Origin of the sequence: uncultured Oscillibacter sp., from assembly GCF_900544955.1 — a bacterium.
Lineage (GTDB): Bacteria > Bacillota > Clostridia > Oscillospirales > Oscillospiraceae > Oscillibacter.
This window is the reverse complement of the sequence record NZ_UQXD01000020.1, coordinates 21,786-40,493: the sequence shown is the minus strand read 5'-3', so window position 1 is coordinate 40,493 and position 18,708 is coordinate 21,786. Positions and strand designations below refer to the sequence as shown.

General features: G+C 66.4%; 14 protein-coding genes. 5 read left to right on the top strand and 9 right to left on the bottom strand.

Going from position 1 to position 18,708, the window contains the following annotated elements; genetic code table 11:
- Positions 1-337: 337 nt before the first annotated feature.
- Positions 338-1,516, bottom strand: a complete 1,179-nt coding sequence (thiI, locus tag QZS21_RS06475; RefSeq protein ID WP_295581513.1) for a tRNA uracil 4-sulfurtransferase ThiI — start codon at positions 1,514-1,516, stop codon at positions 338-340.
- Between the two features lie 183 nt (positions 1,517-1,699).
- Between thiI and QZS21_RS06470 the strand changes: the two genes are divergently transcribed.
- Both QZS21_RS06470 and QZS21_RS06465 read left to right on the top strand, forming a co-directional pair.
- On the top strand, positions 1,700-2,188 hold the full coding sequence (locus QZS21_RS06470; protein WP_295581511.1) for an RNA polymerase sigma factor: 489 nt from the start codon (positions 1,700-1,702) through the stop codon (positions 2,186-2,188).
- A gap of 30 nt (positions 2,189-2,218) precedes the next feature.
- Complete coding sequence (locus QZS21_RS06465; RefSeq protein WP_295581509.1) at positions 2,219-3,046, top strand: RsiV family protein; 828 nt, start codon at positions 2,219-2,221, stop codon at positions 3,044-3,046.
- 56 nt (positions 3,047-3,102) lie between these two features.
- Here the strand turns inward: QZS21_RS06465 and QZS21_RS06460 are convergent, their stop codons facing one another.
- Both QZS21_RS06460 and QZS21_RS06455 read right to left on the bottom strand, forming a co-directional pair.
- Positions 3,103-3,771 carry a chloramphenicol acetyltransferase gene (locus QZS21_RS06460; RefSeq protein ID WP_295581507.1) on the bottom strand — a complete coding sequence of 223 codons (669 nt, stop codon included), beginning with the start codon at positions 3,769-3,771 and terminating at the stop codon, positions 3,103-3,105.
- Between the two features lie 91 nt (positions 3,772-3,862).
- The gene (locus QZS21_RS06455) at positions 3,863-5,380 is read right to left on the bottom strand and encodes a YifB family Mg chelatase-like AAA ATPase (protein ID WP_295581505.1); all 1,518 of its coding nucleotides are present in this window, start codon (positions 5,378-5,380) and stop codon (positions 3,863-3,865) included.
- A 291-nt stretch (positions 5,381-5,671) separates the two neighbouring features.
- Here QZS21_RS06455 and nifJ point away from each other — a divergent pair, with 291 nt between their 5' ends.
- The gene (gene nifJ, locus QZS21_RS06450) at positions 5,672-9,334 is read left to right on the top strand and encodes a pyruvate:ferredoxin (flavodoxin) oxidoreductase (protein ID WP_295581503.1); all 3,663 of its coding nucleotides are present in this window, start codon (positions 5,672-5,674) and stop codon (positions 9,332-9,334) included.
- Between the two features lie 365 nt (positions 9,335-9,699).
- Positions 9,700-11,691: an LTA synthase family protein gene (locus QZS21_RS06445; RefSeq protein WP_295581501.1), complete on the top strand. Its 1,992-nt coding sequence runs from the start codon at positions 9,700-9,702 to the stop codon at positions 11,689-11,691.
- A gap of 62 nt (positions 11,692-11,753) precedes the next feature.
- Here QZS21_RS06445 and QZS21_RS06440 read toward each other — a convergent pair whose 3' ends face one another.
- The 6 genes from QZS21_RS06440 to QZS21_RS06415 all read right to left on the bottom strand — a co-directional run bounded on the left by QZS21_RS06440 (position 11,754) and on the right by QZS21_RS06415 (position 17,898).
- On the bottom strand, positions 11,754-12,491 hold the full coding sequence (locus tag QZS21_RS06440; protein WP_295581498.1) for a hypothetical protein: 738 nt from the start codon (positions 12,489-12,491) through the stop codon (positions 11,754-11,756).
- 3 nt (positions 12,492-12,494) lie between these two features.
- Complete coding sequence (locus tag QZS21_RS06435; RefSeq protein ID WP_308589192.1) at positions 12,495-13,817, bottom strand: MurT ligase domain-containing protein; 1,323 nt, start codon at positions 13,815-13,817, stop codon at positions 12,495-12,497.
- A gap of 2 nt (positions 13,818-13,819) precedes the next feature.
- Positions 13,820-14,491, bottom strand: a complete 672-nt coding sequence (locus QZS21_RS06430) for a cyclase family protein (protein ID WP_295581494.1) — start codon at positions 14,489-14,491, stop codon at positions 13,820-13,822.
- Between the two features lie 98 nt (positions 14,492-14,589).
- Positions 14,590-16,455, bottom strand: a complete 1,866-nt coding sequence (mnmG, locus tag QZS21_RS06425; RefSeq protein ID WP_295581492.1) for a tRNA uridine-5-carboxymethylaminomethyl(34) synthesis enzyme MnmG — start codon at positions 16,453-16,455, stop codon at positions 14,590-14,592.
- A gap of 4 nt (positions 16,456-16,459) precedes the next feature.
- Positions 16,460-17,317: a metallophosphoesterase gene (locus tag QZS21_RS06420; RefSeq protein WP_295581490.1), complete on the bottom strand. Its 858-nt coding sequence runs from the start codon at positions 17,315-17,317 to the stop codon at positions 16,460-16,462.
- 200 nt (positions 17,318-17,517) lie between these two features.
- Positions 17,518-17,898 carry a hypothetical protein gene (locus QZS21_RS06415; RefSeq protein ID WP_295581488.1) on the bottom strand — a complete coding sequence of 127 codons (381 nt, stop codon included), beginning with the start codon at positions 17,896-17,898 and terminating at the stop codon, positions 17,518-17,520.
- Positions 17,899-17,984: 86 nt separating this feature from the next.
- On the opposite strand from QZS21_RS06415, the gene QZS21_RS06410 reads away from it, so the two are divergent.
- The gene (locus QZS21_RS06410) at positions 17,985-18,653 is read left to right on the top strand and encodes a hypothetical protein (RefSeq protein WP_295581486.1); all 669 of its coding nucleotides are present in this window, start codon (positions 17,985-17,987) and stop codon (positions 18,651-18,653) included.
- Positions 18,654-18,708: the final 55 nt, after the last annotated feature.

The following is an 18,708-nucleotide window of genomic DNA, read 5'->3' as shown; positions in this document are numbered from 1 at the left end:
GCGAAGCGGTCTCTGCGGGGAGCGGAGGAGCAAGGGAGCGGGCGCAGTTTTCGCCGCAGACGGAAACGGAGGCAAGTGGACTTTGCGACGACGCCATGAGGATGCATTCCGTGCCGCAAAGCGGCACATCCCCCCGTCCCCGCGCCGGGGCGTGGACGTCTCTCCTGCCCTGCGGGGCGGCGTCTCCTCGACCCCGCCAGACGGTGGAATTCTTTCCGTCCCCGCCCCAGGGGCAGACTCCCGCGTCCCACAGGGGACAAAATCATCCCCATCCCTGCCCTGCGGGCAGAACACGTCCCGCACCGCTTCCCGCCCGGCGGCCTGCGCCGTCAAAACCTTACGCCTTCACCCGAATCCAGCTCTCCCCGGCCAGGGCCTCCTCCACCAGCCCCTCCACATCCAGCTTGGTCTCCGCCGCCCGGACGTCCTCCAGGTTGGGCCGGGTGGCGGGGTGGCGGGGGGTGAACACCGTGCAGCAATCCTCGTAGGGGAGGATGGAGGTGTCGTAGGTGCCGATCTCCCGGGAGATACGGATGATCTCCACCTTGTCCATGCCGATGAGGGGCCGCAAAACGGGCATGGTGGTCACATCCTCCGTCACGCCCAGGGCCATCATGGTCTGGCTGGCCACCTGGCCCAGGGACTCCCCGGTGACCAGGGCCTTGGCCCCCGCCTTTTTCGCCACGGCCTCGCTGAGGCGCATCATAAAGCGGCGCATGATGAGGGTGAAGTACTCCTCCGGGCAGTTTTTGCGGATCTCCTCCTGGATGCGGGTGAAGGGCACGATGTGGACGATCATCCGCCCGCAGTAGGCCGTCAGCAGGCGGGCCAGCTCCAGCACCTTGTCCTGGGCCTGCTGGGAGGTGTAGGGCGGGGAGACGAAGTGGACCATCTCCAGCTCCACCCCCCGGCGGGCCATCATCCAGGAGGAGACTGGGCTGTCCAGCCCGCCGGAGAGCAGGCTGACCGCCCGTCCCCCCATGCCCACCGGCAGCCCGCCGGCGCCGGGGACGGCGGGGGCGTGGACGTAGGCGGACTTCTCCCGGATTTCCACGTACACGGTGAGGTCCGGATGGTGGACGTCCACCGCCACGGCGGGGAAGCACTCCGCCAGATCGCCGCCCACGGCCTGGCTGAGCTGGATGGAGGTCATGGGGAAGAGCTTGTCCGCCCGTTTGCTCTCCACCTTGAAGGTCCTGGCCGCGGCGAAGGCCTCGCCCAGGTAGGCCCGGGCGGTCTCCACAATGGCGGGAACCGTCTTCTCGCAGGGCACGGCCCGGGCCACGGCGGCGATGCCGAACACCTGGCGGCAGGCGGCGAAGGCCGCCTCCATGTCGCACGATTCCCCCTGGGGCTCCACGTAGATGGTGCTCTGCCGGACGTAGATCTGGAAGCTGCCGCAGCCCTTCAGCCGCCGCCGCACGTTGGACACCAGCTTGTCCTCGAAGGAGCGGCGGTTCAGCCCCTTGAGCACCACCTCTCCCAGCTTCAGCAGCAGCATCTCTTGATTGTTCATGATGGAATCTCCTTCGAAGTGTAGAATTAACAGATGACCTATTATACAATAGTTTCCCGGCGAGAAAAAGCCCGTTCTCCGGGGAAATTTCAGAAAACTTTGAAAAGGGCGGTAACCTTTTGCCCCACCGGGCCATCATAAAGAGTGACCGGTCAAAAAAACCAGAGAGGAGCCACACGGAGCATGCAGCAAACGGTTCTGGACAAAGAAGCCTTCTGCGCGCAGGTCATCCGGCATCAGGACGCCATGTTCCGTGCCGCCAAGGCCATTTTGCGGCAGGATGAGGACGCGGAGGACGCGGTGCAGGAGGCCATCTGCTCCGCCTTCGCCGCCCGGGGCGGACTGCGGGACGAGGAGAAATTCAAGCCCTGGATTCTGCGCATCCTGGCCAACAAATGCTACGACACCTGCCGCAAGCGGCGGCCCACCGTGGACCTGGAGGAGGTGCAGGACTACCTGCCCGCCGCCGGGACGGACCCCACGGACCGGATGACTCTGTGGCAGGCGGTCATGTCCCTGGGAGACGATCTACGGGCCGCCGTCACGCTGTTTTATTACGACGGCCTCTCCATCCGGGAGATCGGGACCATTCTGGGCATCAGCGAGGCGGCGGTGAAGACCCGGCTCTCCCGGGGACGGGCGCGGCTGCGGCAGCTGCTGCGGGAAGCGTGAGGTAACATGATGGATCAATTTGATAAAAACATGAGAGAGCGGGCAGAGCGGGAGCCCTTTCCCCTGCCGGAGGACTATGCCGGACGGGTGTTTGCCACCTGCGCCGCTTTGGAGGAGACAGCTATGCAGACCCAACAGAAACCAAAGAAGACCCTGTTCCGCTATGGCGGCTGGATTGCCGCGGCCCTGGCGGTGTTTATCGCGGTGCCGAATCTCTCCCCGGCGGCGGCCGCCGCCATGGCGGACATCCCCGTGCTGGGGGCCCTGGTGGAGATCGTCACCTTCCGCAGCTACACCTATGACGACGGCCACAGCGCCGCGGACGTGCAGGTGCCGGAGCTGGAGGGCGGCGCCGCCGCCCAGGAGGTCAGCGACCAGGTGAAGGCCTACACGGACCAGCTCATCGCCCAGTTCCAGGAGGACTGCCAGACCATCGGCGAGGGCTATCAGGGGCTGGACGTGGCGAGCCGCGTGGTGACGGACAGCGACGAGTGGTTCACCCTCCGGGTGGACGCCACCCAGACCCAGGCCAGCGGCTACAGCTTCAGCCGCTTCTACCACATCGACAAGGCCACCGGGCAGGTGGTGACCCTCAGCGGCCTGTTCCGGGAGGGGGCGGACTACGTGACGGCCCTCAGCGCCGAGGTGCTGCGGCAGATGGAGGACCAGATGGCGGAAGACGACGCTCTGGGCTACCTGCCGGAGGAGTTCACCGCCATCGACCCGGAGCAGAATTTCTACTTCAACGCCGACGGGGCGCTGGTACTGGTGTTTGATGAGTACACCGTGGCCGCGGGCTACATGGGGATGCCGGAGTTCACCATCCCGGCGTCCGTGACGGACGGCCTTTTGAAATAAGAGAGCGGTCCCAAACACGGGAGAGGCGCGCCATTTGGCGCGCCTCTCCCGTGTTCTTATGCGTCCATCCAGCCCTCCGGATGGGCCATGCCGTCGGCCAGGGCCTGGAGAAAGTCCGCCGTGTGGTAGCCGTCGGCCACGGCATGGTGAATAGTGAAGGAGAAGGGCATCAGCAGCCGCCCGTCCCGGGAAAAACGCTGCCCCGCCTGCACCACGGGAAGATAGGCCAGCGGCGCGAAGGGGACGGGGGTATAGGCGGTAAAGCGCACCCAGGGCAGCATCCCGGCCAGGTAGCTGTTGGGCGGCGGCGCCTCCGGCTTTGCGGAGGGTCCGTGGTTTTGGGCGTATTGCGCTTGGTCCTCCAGATAGCCGGCGTAAAAATCGGAGAACCGGGGGCTGTACCAGGTCCACAGGCTGGACATGGTTTTGTCGCCCTGGTGAAACACGGTGTAGGACGGATGCAGCCGCTCATAGAAGCCCAGCTGGCCGTCCCGCTGGGCGATGCGGAAGCAGGGCCGCTCGTTGAGCAGCCGGGTCATCAGGTAGAGATAGGCGGGGAAAAACCGGATGCCCCGCTCCTTGGCCTGGCGGTAGGTATTGGTCACATCCACCTCCACGCTCAGGGAATAGCCGGTGGGCAGCAGCTGGGTGAAGTAGTAGAAGTACTGTCTCCGGTCCCAGGTCTCCAGGTCGATGGGGTGAAAGGCGGTGTTGGGGTCGTTCATGGTCCGTTCCTCCTTTTTTGCCGGTAAACCGGCTGAAAAGAGTGTAACGGATCGCGGCGGGGCGCGCAATCAACGCTTCGTGGAGTGGGGTCTATCCCTTTAAAATGTCCGTGTTTCGGTACTGGATGGCCTCCGCCAGGTGCTCCGGGCCGATGGATGCCGCCCCGTCCAGGTCCGCCACGGTCCGGGCCACCCGGAGGATGCGGTCGTGAGAGCGGGCGGTGAGGCCCATCCGGGCGAAGGCCGTTTTCATCAGGGCCTCCCCGGCGCCGTCCAGGCGGCAGAAGCGGGCGATCTGGTCCGGGGACATGCGGGCGTTGCAGGGGACGCCGGTGCCCTGGAACCGGGCGGTTTGCAGGGCCCGGGCGGCGTCCACCCGGGCCTTGACGGCGGCGGAGGACTCCGGCTCCGCCCGGCGGCGCATGGCCTCGTACTCCACCGAGGGGACGCTGACGTGGAGATCCATGCGGTCCAGCAGGGGGCCGGAGATCTTCTCCACGTACTTCTCCACCTCCCGGTCCGAGCAGGTGCACCGCCCGGAGGGGTGTCCCCGCCAGCCGCAGCGGCAGGGGTTCATGGCGCACACCAGCTGGAAGCGGGCGGGCAGGCGCAGCGTGCCCCCGGCCCGGGCCACCGTCACCTCCCCGTCCTCCAGGGGCTGGCGCATGGCCTCCAGCACGTCCCGGCGGAACTCCGGCAGCTCGTCCAGAAACAGCACGCCGTTGTGGGCCAGGGAGATCTCCCCGGGCCGCATGGCGGGGCCGCCGCCGGTGAGGGCCGCGGCGGAGGCGGTGTGGTGGGGGCTGCGGAAGGGGCGGCGGGTCAGCAGCGGACGGCCCGGGTCCGCCAGCCCCGCCACAGACCAGATGCCGGAGACCTCCAGCGCCTCGCTCCGGTCCATGTCCGGCAGGATGGAGGGCAGCCGTTTGGCCAGCATGGACTTGCCCGCGCCGGGGGAGCCGATGAGCAGCAGGTTGTGCCCGCCGGCGGCGGCCACCTCCAGCGCCCGGCGCACATTCTCCTGCCCCATCACGTCCCGCAGGTCCGGGCAGGGGGCGCCGTCTGCCTCCGGCGCCCAGGCGGGGGCGGGGGAGAGGGGGGCCGACCCCTTCAAATGGGCGGCCAGGGCCGCCACGTCCGTCACGCCGTAGACGGTGAGGCCGCCGGCGAGGGTGGCCTCGGCGGCGTTTTCCGCCGGGACGAACAGTGTGCGGATGCCCGCCTCCCGGGCCGCCAGGGCCATGGGCAGCACGCCGGCCACGCCCCGCAGGGCGCCGGTGAGGGACAGCTCCCCCAGAAAGGCCGCGTCCGCCGGAGGCGGCGGCAGCTCCCCGGCGGCGGCCAGCAGCCCCACGAAGATGGGCAGGTCGTACAGGGTGCCCGCCTTCTTCTGCCCGGCGGGGGCCAGGTTCACGGTGATGCGGCTGACGGGGAACTTGGCGCCGCAGTTCTTTACCGCCGCCCGGACCCGCTCCCGGGCCTCCCGCACGGCGGTGTCCGGCAGGCCCACCACGTCGAAGGCCGGCAGGCCCCCGGAGAGGAAGCACTCCGCGCTGACCTCATATCCCGTTATTCCGCTGAGCCCCAGGGACCGAATGGTGACCACCATGGCGCCGCCTCCTCCATTGCACGGCCGAAACCGGCCGGATATCACCCGGATTCTATCACAAAAACCGCCTGGTGGAAACACTTCCCGTTAAAAATACCGGAAAAATCCCAATCGTGTCACTTTGCCCGCGGCAACGGTAAAAATTTGTGCAAAAAATAACAAAGTCGAGGTTTACAGCCGGGAGCGCAGGTGTTATAATGACGATACATGAGTAATCGGGGGAGAGAGTCCGGTTTTTCGTGTTTGGCAAGATTGCCGCCCGGGGCGGCAAATTATAGGAGGTAAGAGTTTATGGCAAGAAAGTTCAAGTCCATGGACGGCAACAACGCTGCTGCATACGTCAGCTATGCGTTTACCGAAGTGGCGGGGATCTATCCGATCACCCCGTCCTCCCCCATGGCAGACTTGGTGGACCAGTGGGCTGCCGCTGGCCAGAAGAATATTTTCGGCACCACCGTGAAGGTGTGTGAGATGCAGTCCGAGGCGGGCGCCTCCGGCACGGTGCACGGCTCTTTGGCCGCCGGTGCGATGACCACCACCTATACCGCCTCCCAGGGTCTGCTGCTGATGATCCCCAACATGTACAAGATCGCCGGCGAGCTGCTGCCCTGCGTGTTCCACGTCTCCGCCCGCACCGTCTCCACCCACGCGCTGAACATCTTCGGCGATCACTCCGACGTCATGGCCTGCCGCCAGACCGGCTTCGCCATGCTGTGCGAGAACGATCCCCAGGAGATCATGGACCTGGCTCCCGTGGCCCATCTGGCCGCCATCGAGGGCCGCGTTCCCTTCATCAACTTCTTCGACGGCTTCCGCACCTCCCACGAGGTCCAGAAGGTGGCCGTGTGGGATTACGACGATCTGAAAGAGATGTGCGACATGGACGCCGTGGACGCGTTCCGCAAGCACGCGCTGAATCCCGAGCGGCCCAATATGCGGGGCTCCCACGAAAACGGCGACATCTTCTTCCAGCACCGGGAGGCCTGCAACCCCTATTACGACGCTCTGCCCGACGTGGTGGAGAAGTACATGGGCAAGATCAACGAGAAGCTGGGCACCGACTACCAGCTGTTCAACTACTACGGCGCCCCCGACGCCGAGCGGGTCATCATCGCCATGGGCTCCATCTGCAACGTGGCCCAGGAGGTCATCGACTACATGACCGCCCAGGGCGAGAAGGTGGGCATGATCATGGTCCGGCTGTACCGTCCCTTCCGGGCGGACAAGCTGATTGCCGCCATCCCCGCCACCTGCAAGAAGATCGCCGTGCTGGACCGCACCAAGGAGCCCGGCGCCCTGGGCGAGCCGCTGTACATGGACGTGGTCACCGCCCTGGCCAACGCCGGCAGAGGCGATATCCGGGTCATCGGCGGCCGCTACGGCCTGGGCAGCAAGGACACCCCGCCCCGCAGCGTGTTCGCCGTCTATGACGAGCTGAACAAGGCGGAGATGAAGCGCCAGTTCACCATCGGCATCGTGGACGACGTGACCCACCTGAGCCTGGAGGAGAAGCCCGCTCCCCTGGTGGCCCCCGCCGGCACCATCGCCTGCAAGTTCTGGGGCCTGGGCGGCGACGGCACCGTGGGCGCCAACAAGAACTCCATCAAGATCATCGGCGACCACACCGACAAGTACGTACAGGCCTACTTCCAGTACGACTCCAAGAAGACCGGCGGCGTTACCGTCAGCCATCTGCGCTTCGGCGACAAGCCCATCAAGTCCTCTTACTACATCAACAAGGCGGACTTCGTGGCCTGCCACGTGCCCTCCTATGTGACCAAGCACTTCCCCATCGTCCGCGACGTGAAGCCCGGCGGCACCTTCCTCATCAACTGCCAGTGGAGCGGCGAGGAGCTGAACCACCATCTGGACGCCGCCTCCAAGCGCTACATCGCCGCCAACAACATCCAGGTCTACACCATCAACGCCATCGACCTGGCCAAGGAGATCGGCATGGGCAAGCGGACCAACACCATTCTCCAGTCCGCCTTCTTCGCCCTGGCCAACGTCCTGCCCGCCGCCGAGGCCATCCAGTACATGAAGGACGCCGCCACCCACTCCTACCTGAAGAAGGGCCAGGACGTGGTGGATATGAACCACAAGGCCATCGACGCCGGCGCCACCGCCTTTACGAAGTTTGACGTGCCCGCCGACTGGGCCAACGCCGCCGACGAGGCCGAGGACCGGCCGCTGGCCGGCAAGCCCGCCCTGGTGGAGCAGGTGAAGAGCATCCTGGACCCCGTGGGCAAGATGGACGGCGACAGCCTGCCCGTCTCCGCCTTCGTCAAGCATGTGGACGGCCAGTTCGAGCTGGGCGCCGCCGCCTATGAGAAGCGGGGCGTGGCCGTCACTGTGCCCACCTGGGACTCCACCAAGTGCATCCAGTGCAACAACTGCTCCTATGTCTGCCCCCACGCCACCATCCGCCCCTACGCCCTGACGGCGGAGGAGGCCAAGAACGCCCCCGCCGCCGCCAAGATCGTGGACGTGAAGGCCGGCAAGGGCAAGGGTGTCTACCAGTACACCATGGCCGTCTCCCCGCTGGACTGCATGGGCTGCGCCGTGTGCGTGGGCCAGTGCCCCGTGGGTGCCCTGACCATGGTGCCCCAGGAGCAGGAGGCCGCCCAGCAGGAGGTCTTCAACTACTGCGTGGACCAGGTCTCCGAGAAGAAGGATATGCAGGACGACACCGTGAAGGGCAGCCAGTTCAAGCAGCCCCTGCTGGAGTTCTCCGGCTCCTGCGCCGGCTGCGCCGAGACCAGCTACGCCCGTCTCGTCACCCAGCTGTTCGGCGACCGCATGTACATCTCCAACGCCACCGGCTGCTCCTCCATCTGGGGCGGTCCCGCGGCCACCTCTCCCTACTGCACCAACAAGGACGGCCACGGCCCCGCCTGGTCCAACTCCCTGTTTGAGGACAACGCCGAGCACGGCCTGGGCATGTATCTGGGCCAGCAGGCGGTGCGGGAGCGCCTGGCGGACCTGAGCCGCCAGCTGATCGCCGTGCCCCACGCCTGGACCGGTCTGAAGGACGCCGCCCAGAAGTGGCTGGACACCATGAACGACAGCGCCGCCAACGCCGAGGCCTCCAAGGCCTATGTGGCCGCCCTGGAGGAGGGCCTGATGAGCGTGGACCAGTGCCTGGCCTTTATCGCCAGCCCCGCCGCCAAGGGCGTCTTCGGCGACAAGCTGGGCGAGATGAAGGCCCACGCCGAGGCGCTGAAGGCCTCCGGCGCGGAGCACTGCGACTGCCCGGCCTGCGCCCTGGCTGCGGAAATCCTGAAGGACAAGGAGTACCTGAGCAAGAAGTCCCTGTGGATTTTCGGCGGCGACGGCTGGGCCTACGACATCGGCTTCGGCGGCGTGGACCACGTCCTGGCCTCCGGCACCGACGTGAACATCTTCGTGTTCGACACCGAGGTGTACTCCAACACCGGCGGGCAGGCCTCCAAGGCCTCCAACATCGGCCAGGTGGCCCAGTTTGCGGCCGCCGGCAAGGAGATCAAGAAGAAGTCCCTGGCGGAGATCGCCATGAGCTACGGCTACATCTATGTGGCCCAGATCGCCATGGGCGCCAACCCCGCCCAGACCCTGAAGGCCATCAAGGAGGCCGAGGCCTATCCCGGCCCCTCCCTCATCATCGGCTACTCCCCCTGCGAGATGCACAGCATCAAGGGCGGCATGATGAACTGCCAGAAGGAGATGAAGAAGGCCGTGGAGTGCGGGTACTGGAACCTGTTCCGGTTCAACCCCGCCGCCGAGGGTCCCAAGTTCACCCTGGACTCCAAGGAGCCCAAGGGCGGCTATCAGGAGTTCCTGATGAACGAGGCCCGCTACTCCCGTCTGACCCGGGAGTTCCCCGACCGCGCCAGCGAGCTCTTCCAGCGCAACGAGAAGGCCGCCATGGAGCGCTATCAGCACCTGCAGAAGCTGAAGGCCATGTACGAGGGCTGAGCCCGCTCCCAAGCAATGAAGAAAGAGGACCACGGGAACTTCCCGTGGTCCTCTTTGCCTGTTGAAACAGTGCGGCCCACGGCGCGCAGCTGCCGTGGGCCGTGGGCGCACCGCCTGCCCGCTTGCGGGCCGAAAAAGGGTTCTGTCCCGCACACGCCGCGGCGGAACGGGAGGATCGCTGTCTTCGCCGCCCCGGAGGCGAAACGCCGGGGGCGGCAGACGGCGGACCGCGGGAGAGTTCCCTGGTCCTCCTTTTCCCCGCGGGGAAAAAGTTTGTAGAAGATGACGAAAGAATTGGGAAAAAGCCGGTGGAAGTGCCGGGAAAAATGCGCTATAATCACAGCCTGAAGAAAGAGGGTGAACCTGTGGACGAGAACATTTCGGTCGGAAACGGCCGCTGCTGGAGGACCTGGGCCGCAGGACTGTGGCTGCCGCTGCTGGCCCTGGCGGTGACGCTGGCGGTGGAGCTGTTCAATCACAAGACCTTTACCGACGGACCCGGGTCTCTTCTGGGCTTTTTGACCAAGGCGCCCCTGGCCTTTGTGGTCAATGCGCTGATCGTCCTGGTGACGCTGGTGCCGGCGGTGTTTCTCCGGCGGCGGGTGTTTTACTGCACCCTGACCTCCGCCGTGTGGCTGCTGGGGGGCGGCGTCAACGGCTTCATTTTGCTCAACCGGATGACCCCCTTCACCGTGGCGGACCTGACGGTGGTGAACACCGGGCTGGACACCCTGCCCAACTACCTCTCGCCGGGGTATATCGCGCTGCTGGTTGCCGTCCTGGCGCTGGCGGCGGCGGGGCTGGCGGTGTTGCTGTGGAAGGGGCCGCGGAATGGGCGGCCGCCCCGGCAGCGGCTGTTTACTGGTATTCTGGCCCTGCTGGTGAGCCTGGGGGCCCTCTGCGGCGCCTGGGCCCTGGCCTTCCGGCTGGGGCAGTTGTCCAGCGTCTTTTCCAACCTGGCCACCGCCTATGAGGACTACGGCTTCTCCTACTGCTTTTTCCAGACCTGGCTGAACAAGGGCATCCCTCAGCCCCCGGGCTACGGCGCCGGGGCCGTCCGGGAGATCCAGACGCTGGTGGAGGAGCACTTCGTGGACCCCGGTCCCGCCCAGACGGACGTGAACGTGGTCTACGTCCAGCTGGAGTCCTTTGTGGACCCCGGGGAGATTCTGGGGCTGGAGCTGTCGGAGGACCCGGTGCCCACCTGGACCGCCCTGACGGAGCGGTACTCCTCCGGCTATCTGCGGGTGCCGGTGGTGGGGGCCGGCACCGCCAACACGGAGTGCGAGGTCCTCACGGGGATGAGCACCCGGTTCTTCGGCCCCGGGGAGTACCCCTACCAGACCCGGCTGAAGGACCGGACCGCCGAATCCGTGGCCTACAATCTGGCGGAAAACGGGTACGCCACCCACGCCATCCACAACCACCGGGCGACCTTTTACAGCCGGAACCAGGTTTACGCCAACCTGGGCTTTGAAGATTTCACCTCCCTGGAGTACATGCCCCGGGTGGAGGTGACGCCCAGGGACTGGGCCAAGGACGGCGTGCTCACCGGTCAGATTCTCAAGGCGCTGGACGTGACGCCGGACCAGCCGGACCTGGTGTACACCGTGTCCGTCCAGGGCCACGGCAAGTACCCCACCGAGCCGGTGCTGGAGGACCCGGCCGTCACTGTCACCGCCTGCCCAGACGAGGACCTGCACAGCGCCTATGAGTATTATGTGAGCCAGGTCCATGAGATGGACCAGTTTGTGGCGGAGCTGACGGCGGCGCTGGCGGACCGGCAGGAGCGGACGGTGCTGGTGCTGTACGGGGATCACCTGCCCTCCCTGGGGCTGAGGGGGGCGGACATGCGGAGCAGCACGCTGTACCACACCGAATATGTGATCTGGGACAACTTCGGCCTGGAGAAGGAGGACCAGGACCTGTCCGCCTTTCAGCTCTCCGCGGTGGTGCTGGGGCGGCTGGGCATCACCAACGGCTTTTTGAACCAATTCCACCAGTTCTGCCGGACGGAGGGCGTCTACCGCCGGGACCTGCGGCTGCTGCAATACGACGTGCTCTACGGAAGGAAGTACCTGTACAGCGGGAAGAACCCCTATCCGCCCATGGACATGGCGATGGGCATGGCCCCCATCGCCATCCGGAGCCTGAGCCACCGGGGGGACGTGTGGTATCTGGCCGGGGAGAACTTCACCCCCTACTGCCAGGTGACGCTGGACGGGGATGCGCTGCACACCGTCTACCTCTCCCCCTGGCTCCTCCAGGTGAAGGAGGACCTGAGCGGCGCGGCCCCCGGAGACCTGTCCATCCGGGTGGTGGATAAGCACCGGGAGATTCTCAGCGACACGGAGTGACGGCCCTGAAAAAACCCCACCGCCTCGAAAGAGGCGGTGGGGTTTTTGTCGGATGGGGGGATTCAGCCTGGCTGCCCGCTCCGCAGGCGGAGCTGCTCCGCCGTGACGGCGTAGCCCGCCTCTGCCCAGGGGGCCCGGGGCGGCTGCTCCGGCCACTCCGCCCCCCGGCGGCGGCAGACGGCGGCGGCCACCGCCTCCAGCATCCGGGGGTTTTTCACCAACAGGGGGCCGGTGAGCTGGGAGGCGAAGACGTTTTCCCGGTGGAAGCCCTCGGGGGTGAGGGGCCCCTCGTTGCCGCGGCCCAGAAGGAGGGTGCGCAGCAGCGGCGTCTCCACGCCGCGGATGACGGCGCAGGTGTTCAAAAAGCCCACCACCGCCTCCGGGTACAGGTCTGTGGTGCCGTAGACGTCCTCCACAAACCGCTGCTTGCCCTGCTGGGAGGTGAAGTCCGCCAGGCCGATACCCTCGTACACGGCGCCGCCGGCGTCGGTGATGGTGGCGCCCAGCAGCTCCATGGCGGTGCCGGCGAAGAGCATGGGCAGCCCCGCCGCCGCGGCGGCCTTCACCGCCTCGCCGAACCGCCGGAAGTCCGCCAGGGCGGCCTTCTGCTGCCGCTCCGTGCCGGCGCCCATGAAGAGGAAGTCGGCACCGGAGAGATCCGCCTCCCAGCCCGGAACCACGGCCTCCACGGCCACGGTGTGGCCCAGGGCCCCCAGCAGCCGCTTTAATACGGAGAGGTTGGCGTAGCTACCATAGAGGCTCATCAGATCGGGATAAAAATGAAGGAGCTTCATGTCCATGGCTCAGGCCTCCTTTTCCACGCGGGAGAGCAGCTTCTCCCGGTCGGAGAAGCAGGTCACCACGTACACGTCTTCGTCCCCCTCCGCCCGCAGCGCCTCCACCGCGGCGCCGATGTCCATCTGAAGGGACCAGACCGTCTGAGGGATGCCGGTGAAGGAGAACCGCTCCGCCAAGTCGTTGCCGTACCGGCCGGAGAGGAGGATTTTTTTCACGTGGGGGACGTTCAGCTGCTCGAAGTCGATGTCCCACAGCCAGCTGGTCTCGCTGGTGAAGTACTTCCGGCTCACCGCGTCCACGATCACCAGCACCGTGCACGCCGCCTGGGTGGAGGCGATGTAGCGCAGGTTCGTGTCGTAGGCGATGGAGTTTTCGTGCTTGCTGGTGAGGAGGATGCCGTGGTGGGCCCCCAGGCGGAAGGTCTGCATCCGGCCGTTTTTCAGCACGTAGCTGCTGATGACCCCGGCGGCGGTGTCCGCCGCCACGCCGGCGCGGCGGCAGACGGCGTAGGCCGCCAGGATGTTGTACACGTTGTAAATGCTCCGGAAGGCCAGCTGGACGGTCACGGCGCCGTCCAGGGTCAGGGTGCCGCCGTCCAGGTCCAGGGCCGTGGCGGTGTAGTCGGTGGCGGGCTTCCGGTGGCCGCACCGGGTGCAGCGGTAGGCGCCGATGTGGTTGTAGTGCACGTAGTCGTACTCCATGGGAGCGTGGCACAGGGGACAGTAGGCCCCGTCGCGGTAGACCCCGGTGGGGGCGGCGGTGGAGAGGGCGCAGCGGTCCAGGCCGAACCAGACCGCCTTCTCGTGGCCCTGGGCAAAGCAGCTGGAGAGGGGGTCGTCGGCGTTGAGGACCAGCTCCGTCTCCGGGTGAATGGCGGGGAGGATGGCATCGTACACCCACTCGGGGTGGCCGTTCCGGGTGAGCTGGTCCCGGTACAGGTTGGTGACCACCAGCTCCGTGGGGTGGAAAAAGCGGAAGGTGTGGGCGGCGTAGCGCTCGTCGGACTCAATCAGCAGTACGTCGGCCCGCACCCGGCCCCCCAGGGTGGCGTGGGTCAGTACCAGGGTGGTGACGCCCTCGATCTGGTTGGAGCCCTCCTCGTTGTAGACCACGTGCCGGCCGTCGGCCCGGAGGATGGCGGCGATCATCTCCACGGTGGAGGTCTTGCCGTTGGAACCGGTGACGGCGATGATGTGGGGCGGCATCTGAACCCGGCGCAAAATGTCCGGGCAGAGCTTCAGGGCGAATTTGCCGGGCAGGGAGCTGCCCTTGCCCACCAGCTTTCCCACGAAGCGCCCCAGCTTGCACACCAGGATGGCCAAAAACATTCTCACGGCTGCTCCATCTCCTCCTCGGGAAAATCCCGGAATTCCGCCACGGCCCGGATGGGGGCGCCGTCGGCGTTTTGAAATTTCATGGGCAGGGCGAAGAGCATGAACGCCCCGCGGCTGACCACCTTTTTCAGGCAGAGGCTCTCTAAAATCACCAGGCCGCCGCCCAGCAGCGTCTTGTGGGCGAGGAACTCCGGGTCCCGGAGCGTGTCGACGCTGAGGGCGTCGGTGCCCACGCCCTTGAGGCCGCAGGAGACCAGGTACTTGGCGGCGGCCTCGTCGGGGATGGGGTAGGTATCGTCGAAATAGGCGTCGGTGCCCCACTTTTTCTCCCAGCCGGTGTAGAGGAGGGCGAAGTCCGCGGAGCGGAGGCGGCCGTTCTGCTCCCGGAGGAAGTCGGCGGTGATGATGCTGCCGGGGGCGAAGCCGGAGACGTCTAGCACCACGGCCCGGCCGCAGAACTGGGACACCGGCAGCACCTCCAGGGAGGCGCCGTGGCGCAGCATGTGGGCGGGGGCGTCCATATGGGTGCCGGTGTGGGACACCAGGGAGAGACGGGTCTCCCGGTATCCGGCCCGGGTGAGGGTGCCGGTGGCCGTCAGGGACGGGGCCTCACAGCCGGGGTACATGGGCATCTCCGGCGTGATGGTATGCGTCAGATCGATCATCATATGGAAATGAAGTCCTTCCTTTGTCTATTTCTATGGGGGAAAGGGAAATGCCGCGCGGCGGTGCGGGTGGGCGGATGCTGCTCCGCAGGGCGCCCCTTCTATCTCTCCAGATAGATCATCAGTGCCGCGATATCCGCCGGGGAGACTCCGGAAATCCGGGACGCCTGTCCCAGATCCAGGGGCCGCACTGCCGCCAGCTTCTCCCGGGCCTCCAGCCGCAAGCCCTGGATAGACCCATAATCCAGCTCGGGGGGCAGCTTGTGAGACTCCATTTTCCGGAAGTCCTCCACCTGCTTTTGCTGGCGCTGAATGTACCCCTCGTACTTCACGCTGATCTCCACCTGCTCGCAGACCTCCGGCGGCAGCGCCGGCCGACCGGGGTCGAAGGGGGCCAGCTCGCCGTAGTGGAGCTGCGGCCGCCGCAGCAGGGCGATCAGGGGACAGCCGTCGGGGGCGTCCGCCGTGCCCTTTTCCGCCAGGAAGGCGGAGAGGGCGGGGGAGGGAGAGGCGCCGGTGTGGGTCAGGCGCCGGATTTCCCGGCGCACGGCCTCGTACTTCTCCTCCACAGCCTGGAGCCGCTGGGCCGGAACCAGGCCGATCTCAAAGCCCCGCCGGGTCAGCCGCTGGTCCGCGTTGTCCTGGCGCAGCAGCAGGCGGTACTCGCTGCGGGAGGTCATGATGCGGTAGGGCTCGCCGGTGCCCTTGGTCACCAGATCGTCGATGAGGGTGCCGATGTAACTCTCGCTGCGGGAGAGGAGGAAGTCCCCCTGGCCCCGCAGCCGCCGGACGGCGTTGACCCCCGCCACAAAGCCCTGGACCGCCGCCTCCTCGTAGCCGGAGGAGCCGTTGAACTGTCCGGCGCCGTAGAGCCCGGCCACGGCCTTGCACTCCAGGGTGGCCCGGAGGGCCAGGGGGTCAATGCAGTCGTACTCAATGGCGTAGGCCGGGCGGGTCATGACGGCGCGGCGCAGGCCCGGTACGCTGTGCAGCATGTCGATTTGGACGTCCTCCGGCAAAGAGGAGGAGAAGCCCTGGATGTACAGCTCCTCGGTCTCCAGCCCCATGGGCTCCACAAACAGCTGGTGGCGGAGCTTGTCCGGGAAGCGGACGATTTTCGTCTCGAAGGAGGGACAGTACCGGGGGCCGACCCCTTCGATGAGGCCGGAGTACATGGGGGCCCGGTGGAGGTTCTCCCGGACGATGCGCCGGGTCTCCTCCGTGGTCCAGGTGAGGTAACACACCGCCCGGTTCTCCGGCGCCGTCGGGGTGGCGTAGGAAAAGGGCACCGGCAGCGCGTCGCCGGGCTGGAGCTCCATCTCGTCAAAGTCCACGGTGCGGGCATTGACCCGGGGCGGCGTGCCGGTTTTGAACCGCCGCAGGGGCAGGCCCAGATCCCGGAGGGAGTCCGTCAGGCGGCGGGCGGCGTGCATTCCGTCGGGGCCGGAGTCCTCCACGCACTCGCCCACGATGGTGCGCCCGGAGAGATAGGTGCCGGTGGCCAGAATCACGGCCCGGACGGAGAACACCGCCCCCGTAGACAGCACCACGTGGCGCACCGCGCCGTTCTCTGTCCGAATCTCCACCACCTCGCCCTGGCGGAGGGTGAGGTGATCCTGGCGCTCCAGGGTCCGCTTCATCCGCTCCTGATATTTTCGGCGGTCCGCCTGGGCCCGGAGGCTCCACACGGCGGGGCCCTTGCCCCTGTTCAGCAGGCGGTACTGGATACAGCAGGCGTCGGCGGCCCGGGCCATCTCGCCGCCCAGGGCGTCCAGCTCCCGGACCAGGTGGCCCTTGCCGGTGCCGCCGATGGCGGGGTTGCAGGGCATGTTGCCCACGGCGTCCAGGTTGATGGTGAAGACCACGGTCTCCATCCCCAGCCGGGCGGCGGCCAGGGCGGCCTCGATGCCGGCGTGGCCCGCGCCCACCACGGCGATATCAAATTGTCCGGCAAAAAATTCCGTCATGCGATCATCCTTTGTGCAGTGTCAAAACGGCGACTTCCGGCCGGTTGAACAGCCGGAAGGTGGAGCCGGAGTTGCCCAGGCCCCGGGTGACGAAGAGGGTGGATCCGTTTTTCTCATAGAGCCCCGCGGTGTAGGAGGGGAAGAGGGTGTGGTCCGTGGACACCAGCCCGTCGGTAAAGGGCAGGCGCACCAGCCCGCCGTGGCCGTGGGCGGAGACCACCAGATCGGCCCCCAGCGGGCTGTACACCTCTGGAAAGTAGTTGTTCCGGTGGGCCAGCAGGATCCAGAAGGGGTCGCCCCAGGCGGCGTAGACCTCCGCCGCCACCTCCGCCGGGGTCTTCTGGTCGGCGTAGCCGTTGGGGTCGTCGATGCCCGCCAGCACCAAGGTGTCCCCGTTCCGCTCCAGGGCCAGGGCCCGGTTGGATAGGACCGTGACGCCGCAGGCGGACAGGAGCTCCTTCAGCTCCGGCACGTCCCCGATGGCCCACTCGTGGTTGCCGGTGACGTAGTAGGTGGGGGCAATGGCGGCCAGGTCCCCGGTCACCTGGGCGGCGTAGCCCGGCGGCACGTCGTGGAGGGAGTCCAGCAGGTCCCCCATGAGGAAAATGTACTCCGGAGACTGGGCCCGGACGGTCTCCAGCAGGGCCTCGTTCCCCTCACCGAAACGGGCGGTGTGCAGGTCCCCCAGCACCACGATCCGGCAGCCGTCGAAGCCCTCCGGCAGGGCGGAGAAGACCGGATCAAAGGACGCGACCTGGAGGGCCGTGTTGCTCCAGCGGAGGAAGGCGGCCGCCGCCAGGGCCAGGAGCAGCAGCGTCAAAGCCGCCCGCAGGGGGCGGCGCGTATGGGCGTGTTTTCTCATGACAGGGCGGCCCCCTTCGCCGCCGGGCGGAAAACGCGCCGGAAGGCGCGTAAAATCAAACCGTTGAAAATCGTAACGTATTATAACATAGGAAGTATTTACAGGGCGAGAGAAAAAATATACAAAGAGTTCGCAACTTTCCCGGGAAATTCCGCGTCTTCCGGGCGTTTTGCACACGCTCACCCCAAAATCAGCAGATTCTACAAAAAATTAACACAAACTTCATACAATACGCCAAAACGGGCCTTGCGTTTTTCGGCGCGATCTGGTATGATAAGATCAACAATCAAAGAGAGGAGGCGTGAATGAATGATGAATGCGATGTTTCGCAGCAGCGATGTGGACGATCTGATCTTCAGCGGCGATACCTGGAGCTCCAGTGAGCGGTAAGAGGCAAACAAAGACAGAACCACGCCCGGCAGGCGTGGGTTTTTCTTTTTTTGGGCACAGCGTGAGAAGCACCGGGGCAGAGCCCGTTGACGATACGTCCCGCCGTCCGGCTGAGGCCGGGCGGCTTTTTCCGGCCAAAAAGGGGAAACCGGTCGAAAAAAAGCAAAAATGCCATGGCATTTTACAAACAAATGTGGTACGCTGAAATGGGAAGAAGCACCCTTTACGGGCTGGGGCCGCTGGTGTGGGCGGACGGTCTTTGGAGGAGGGGAAGGGTATGAAACGAAGAGTGTTCCTGCCGGCGCTGCTGCTCTCGGCGCTGCTGCTGGCGGGCTGTGCGGGGCAGGCGCCCGCCGCGGATGGGACCGGAGCGGAGCGGGGCGCACCGGCGGAGACCGGATCGGTCCCCGGGCCGGAGGCTGCCCGCGGCGGAGAGCCGCTGTCCGCCGCCCAGATCGCGGCGGCGCCCCGGCCGCTGTCGGAGGAGGAGATCGTCACCGCCTACAACCGGGCGGTGACAGCCTACGGCTGGTTTGTCCTCACGCCGCTGCCGGATACGGGCGAGGTGGTGCTCCAGGACGGCGCGGCCTACCGCCGGGTGGCCTTCCGGGGGATGGAGGAGCTGGAGGATCTGCGGACCTATCTGAACGGCAGCTTCTCCCCGGAGGTGACGGAGCGGCTGCTGGCCGCCGGGGACGAGCGGCCCATGTACCGGGACATTGACGGCGCACTGTACGTGACCGGCACCGGCCGCAGCCGGGATGCCGGCAAGGGCGCCGTCCAGGTCTTGCCGGAGGAGGTGGCCCCGGGGGAGTACTCCGTCCATGTGACGGTGGAACTGCTGGACGGGGATCAGGCCACCGTCACCGGCCTGGAGTACTGGTCCTTCCCCTACGTCTTCACCGGAGACCGCTGGGTGTTCACGGATTTCCGATTGGTATACTGAGCGGCAGAGCGCCCCGGGACGGCTCGTCCCGGGGCGCTTTTTGGCCAATGGGGGA

Bases quoted from the DNA above. Each gene is read 5' to 3' on its own strand.
- QZS21_RS06455 (WP_295581505.1), bottom strand. From the start codon at position 5,380: ATGGTGGTCACCATTCGGTCCCTGGGGCTCAGCGGAATAACGGGATAT.
- QZS21_RS06435 (WP_308589192.1), bottom strand. From the start codon at position 13,817: ATGTTTTTGGCCATCCTGGTGTGCAAGCTGGGGCGCTTCGTGGGAAAG.
- QZS21_RS06460 (WP_295581507.1), bottom strand. From the start codon at position 3,771: ATGAACGACCCCAACACCGCCTTTCACCCCATCGACCTGGAGACCTGG.
- QZS21_RS06430 (WP_295581494.1), bottom strand. From the start codon at position 14,491: ATGATGATCGATCTGACGCATACCATCACGCCGGAGATGCCCATGTAC.
- QZS21_RS06470 (WP_295581511.1), top strand. From the start codon at position 1,700: ATGCAGCAAACGGTTCTGGACAAAGAAGCCTTCTGCGCGCAGGTCATC.
- QZS21_RS06420 (WP_295581490.1), bottom strand. From the start codon at position 17,317: ATGAGAAAACACGCCCATACGCGCCGCCCCCTGCGGGCGGCTTTGACG.
- QZS21_RS06465 (WP_295581509.1), top strand. From the start codon at position 2,219: ATGAGAGAGCGGGCAGAGCGGGAGCCCTTTCCCCTGCCGGAGGACTAT.
- QZS21_RS06440 (WP_295581498.1), bottom strand. From the start codon at position 12,491: ATGGACATGAAGCTCCTTCATTTTTATCCCGATCTGATGAGCCTCTAT.
- QZS21_RS06410 (WP_295581486.1), top strand. From the start codon at position 17,985: ATGAAACGAAGAGTGTTCCTGCCGGCGCTGCTGCTCTCGGCGCTGCTG.
- thiI (WP_295581513.1), bottom strand. From the start codon at position 1,516: ATGAACAATCAAGAGATGCTGCTGCTGAAGCTGGGAGAGGTGGTGCTC.
- nifJ (WP_295581503.1), top strand. From the start codon at position 5,672: ATGGCAAGAAAGTTCAAGTCCATGGACGGCAACAACGCTGCTGCATAC.
- mnmG (WP_295581492.1), bottom strand. From the start codon at position 16,455: ATGACGGAATTTTTTGCCGGACAATTTGATATCGCCGTGGTGGGCGCG.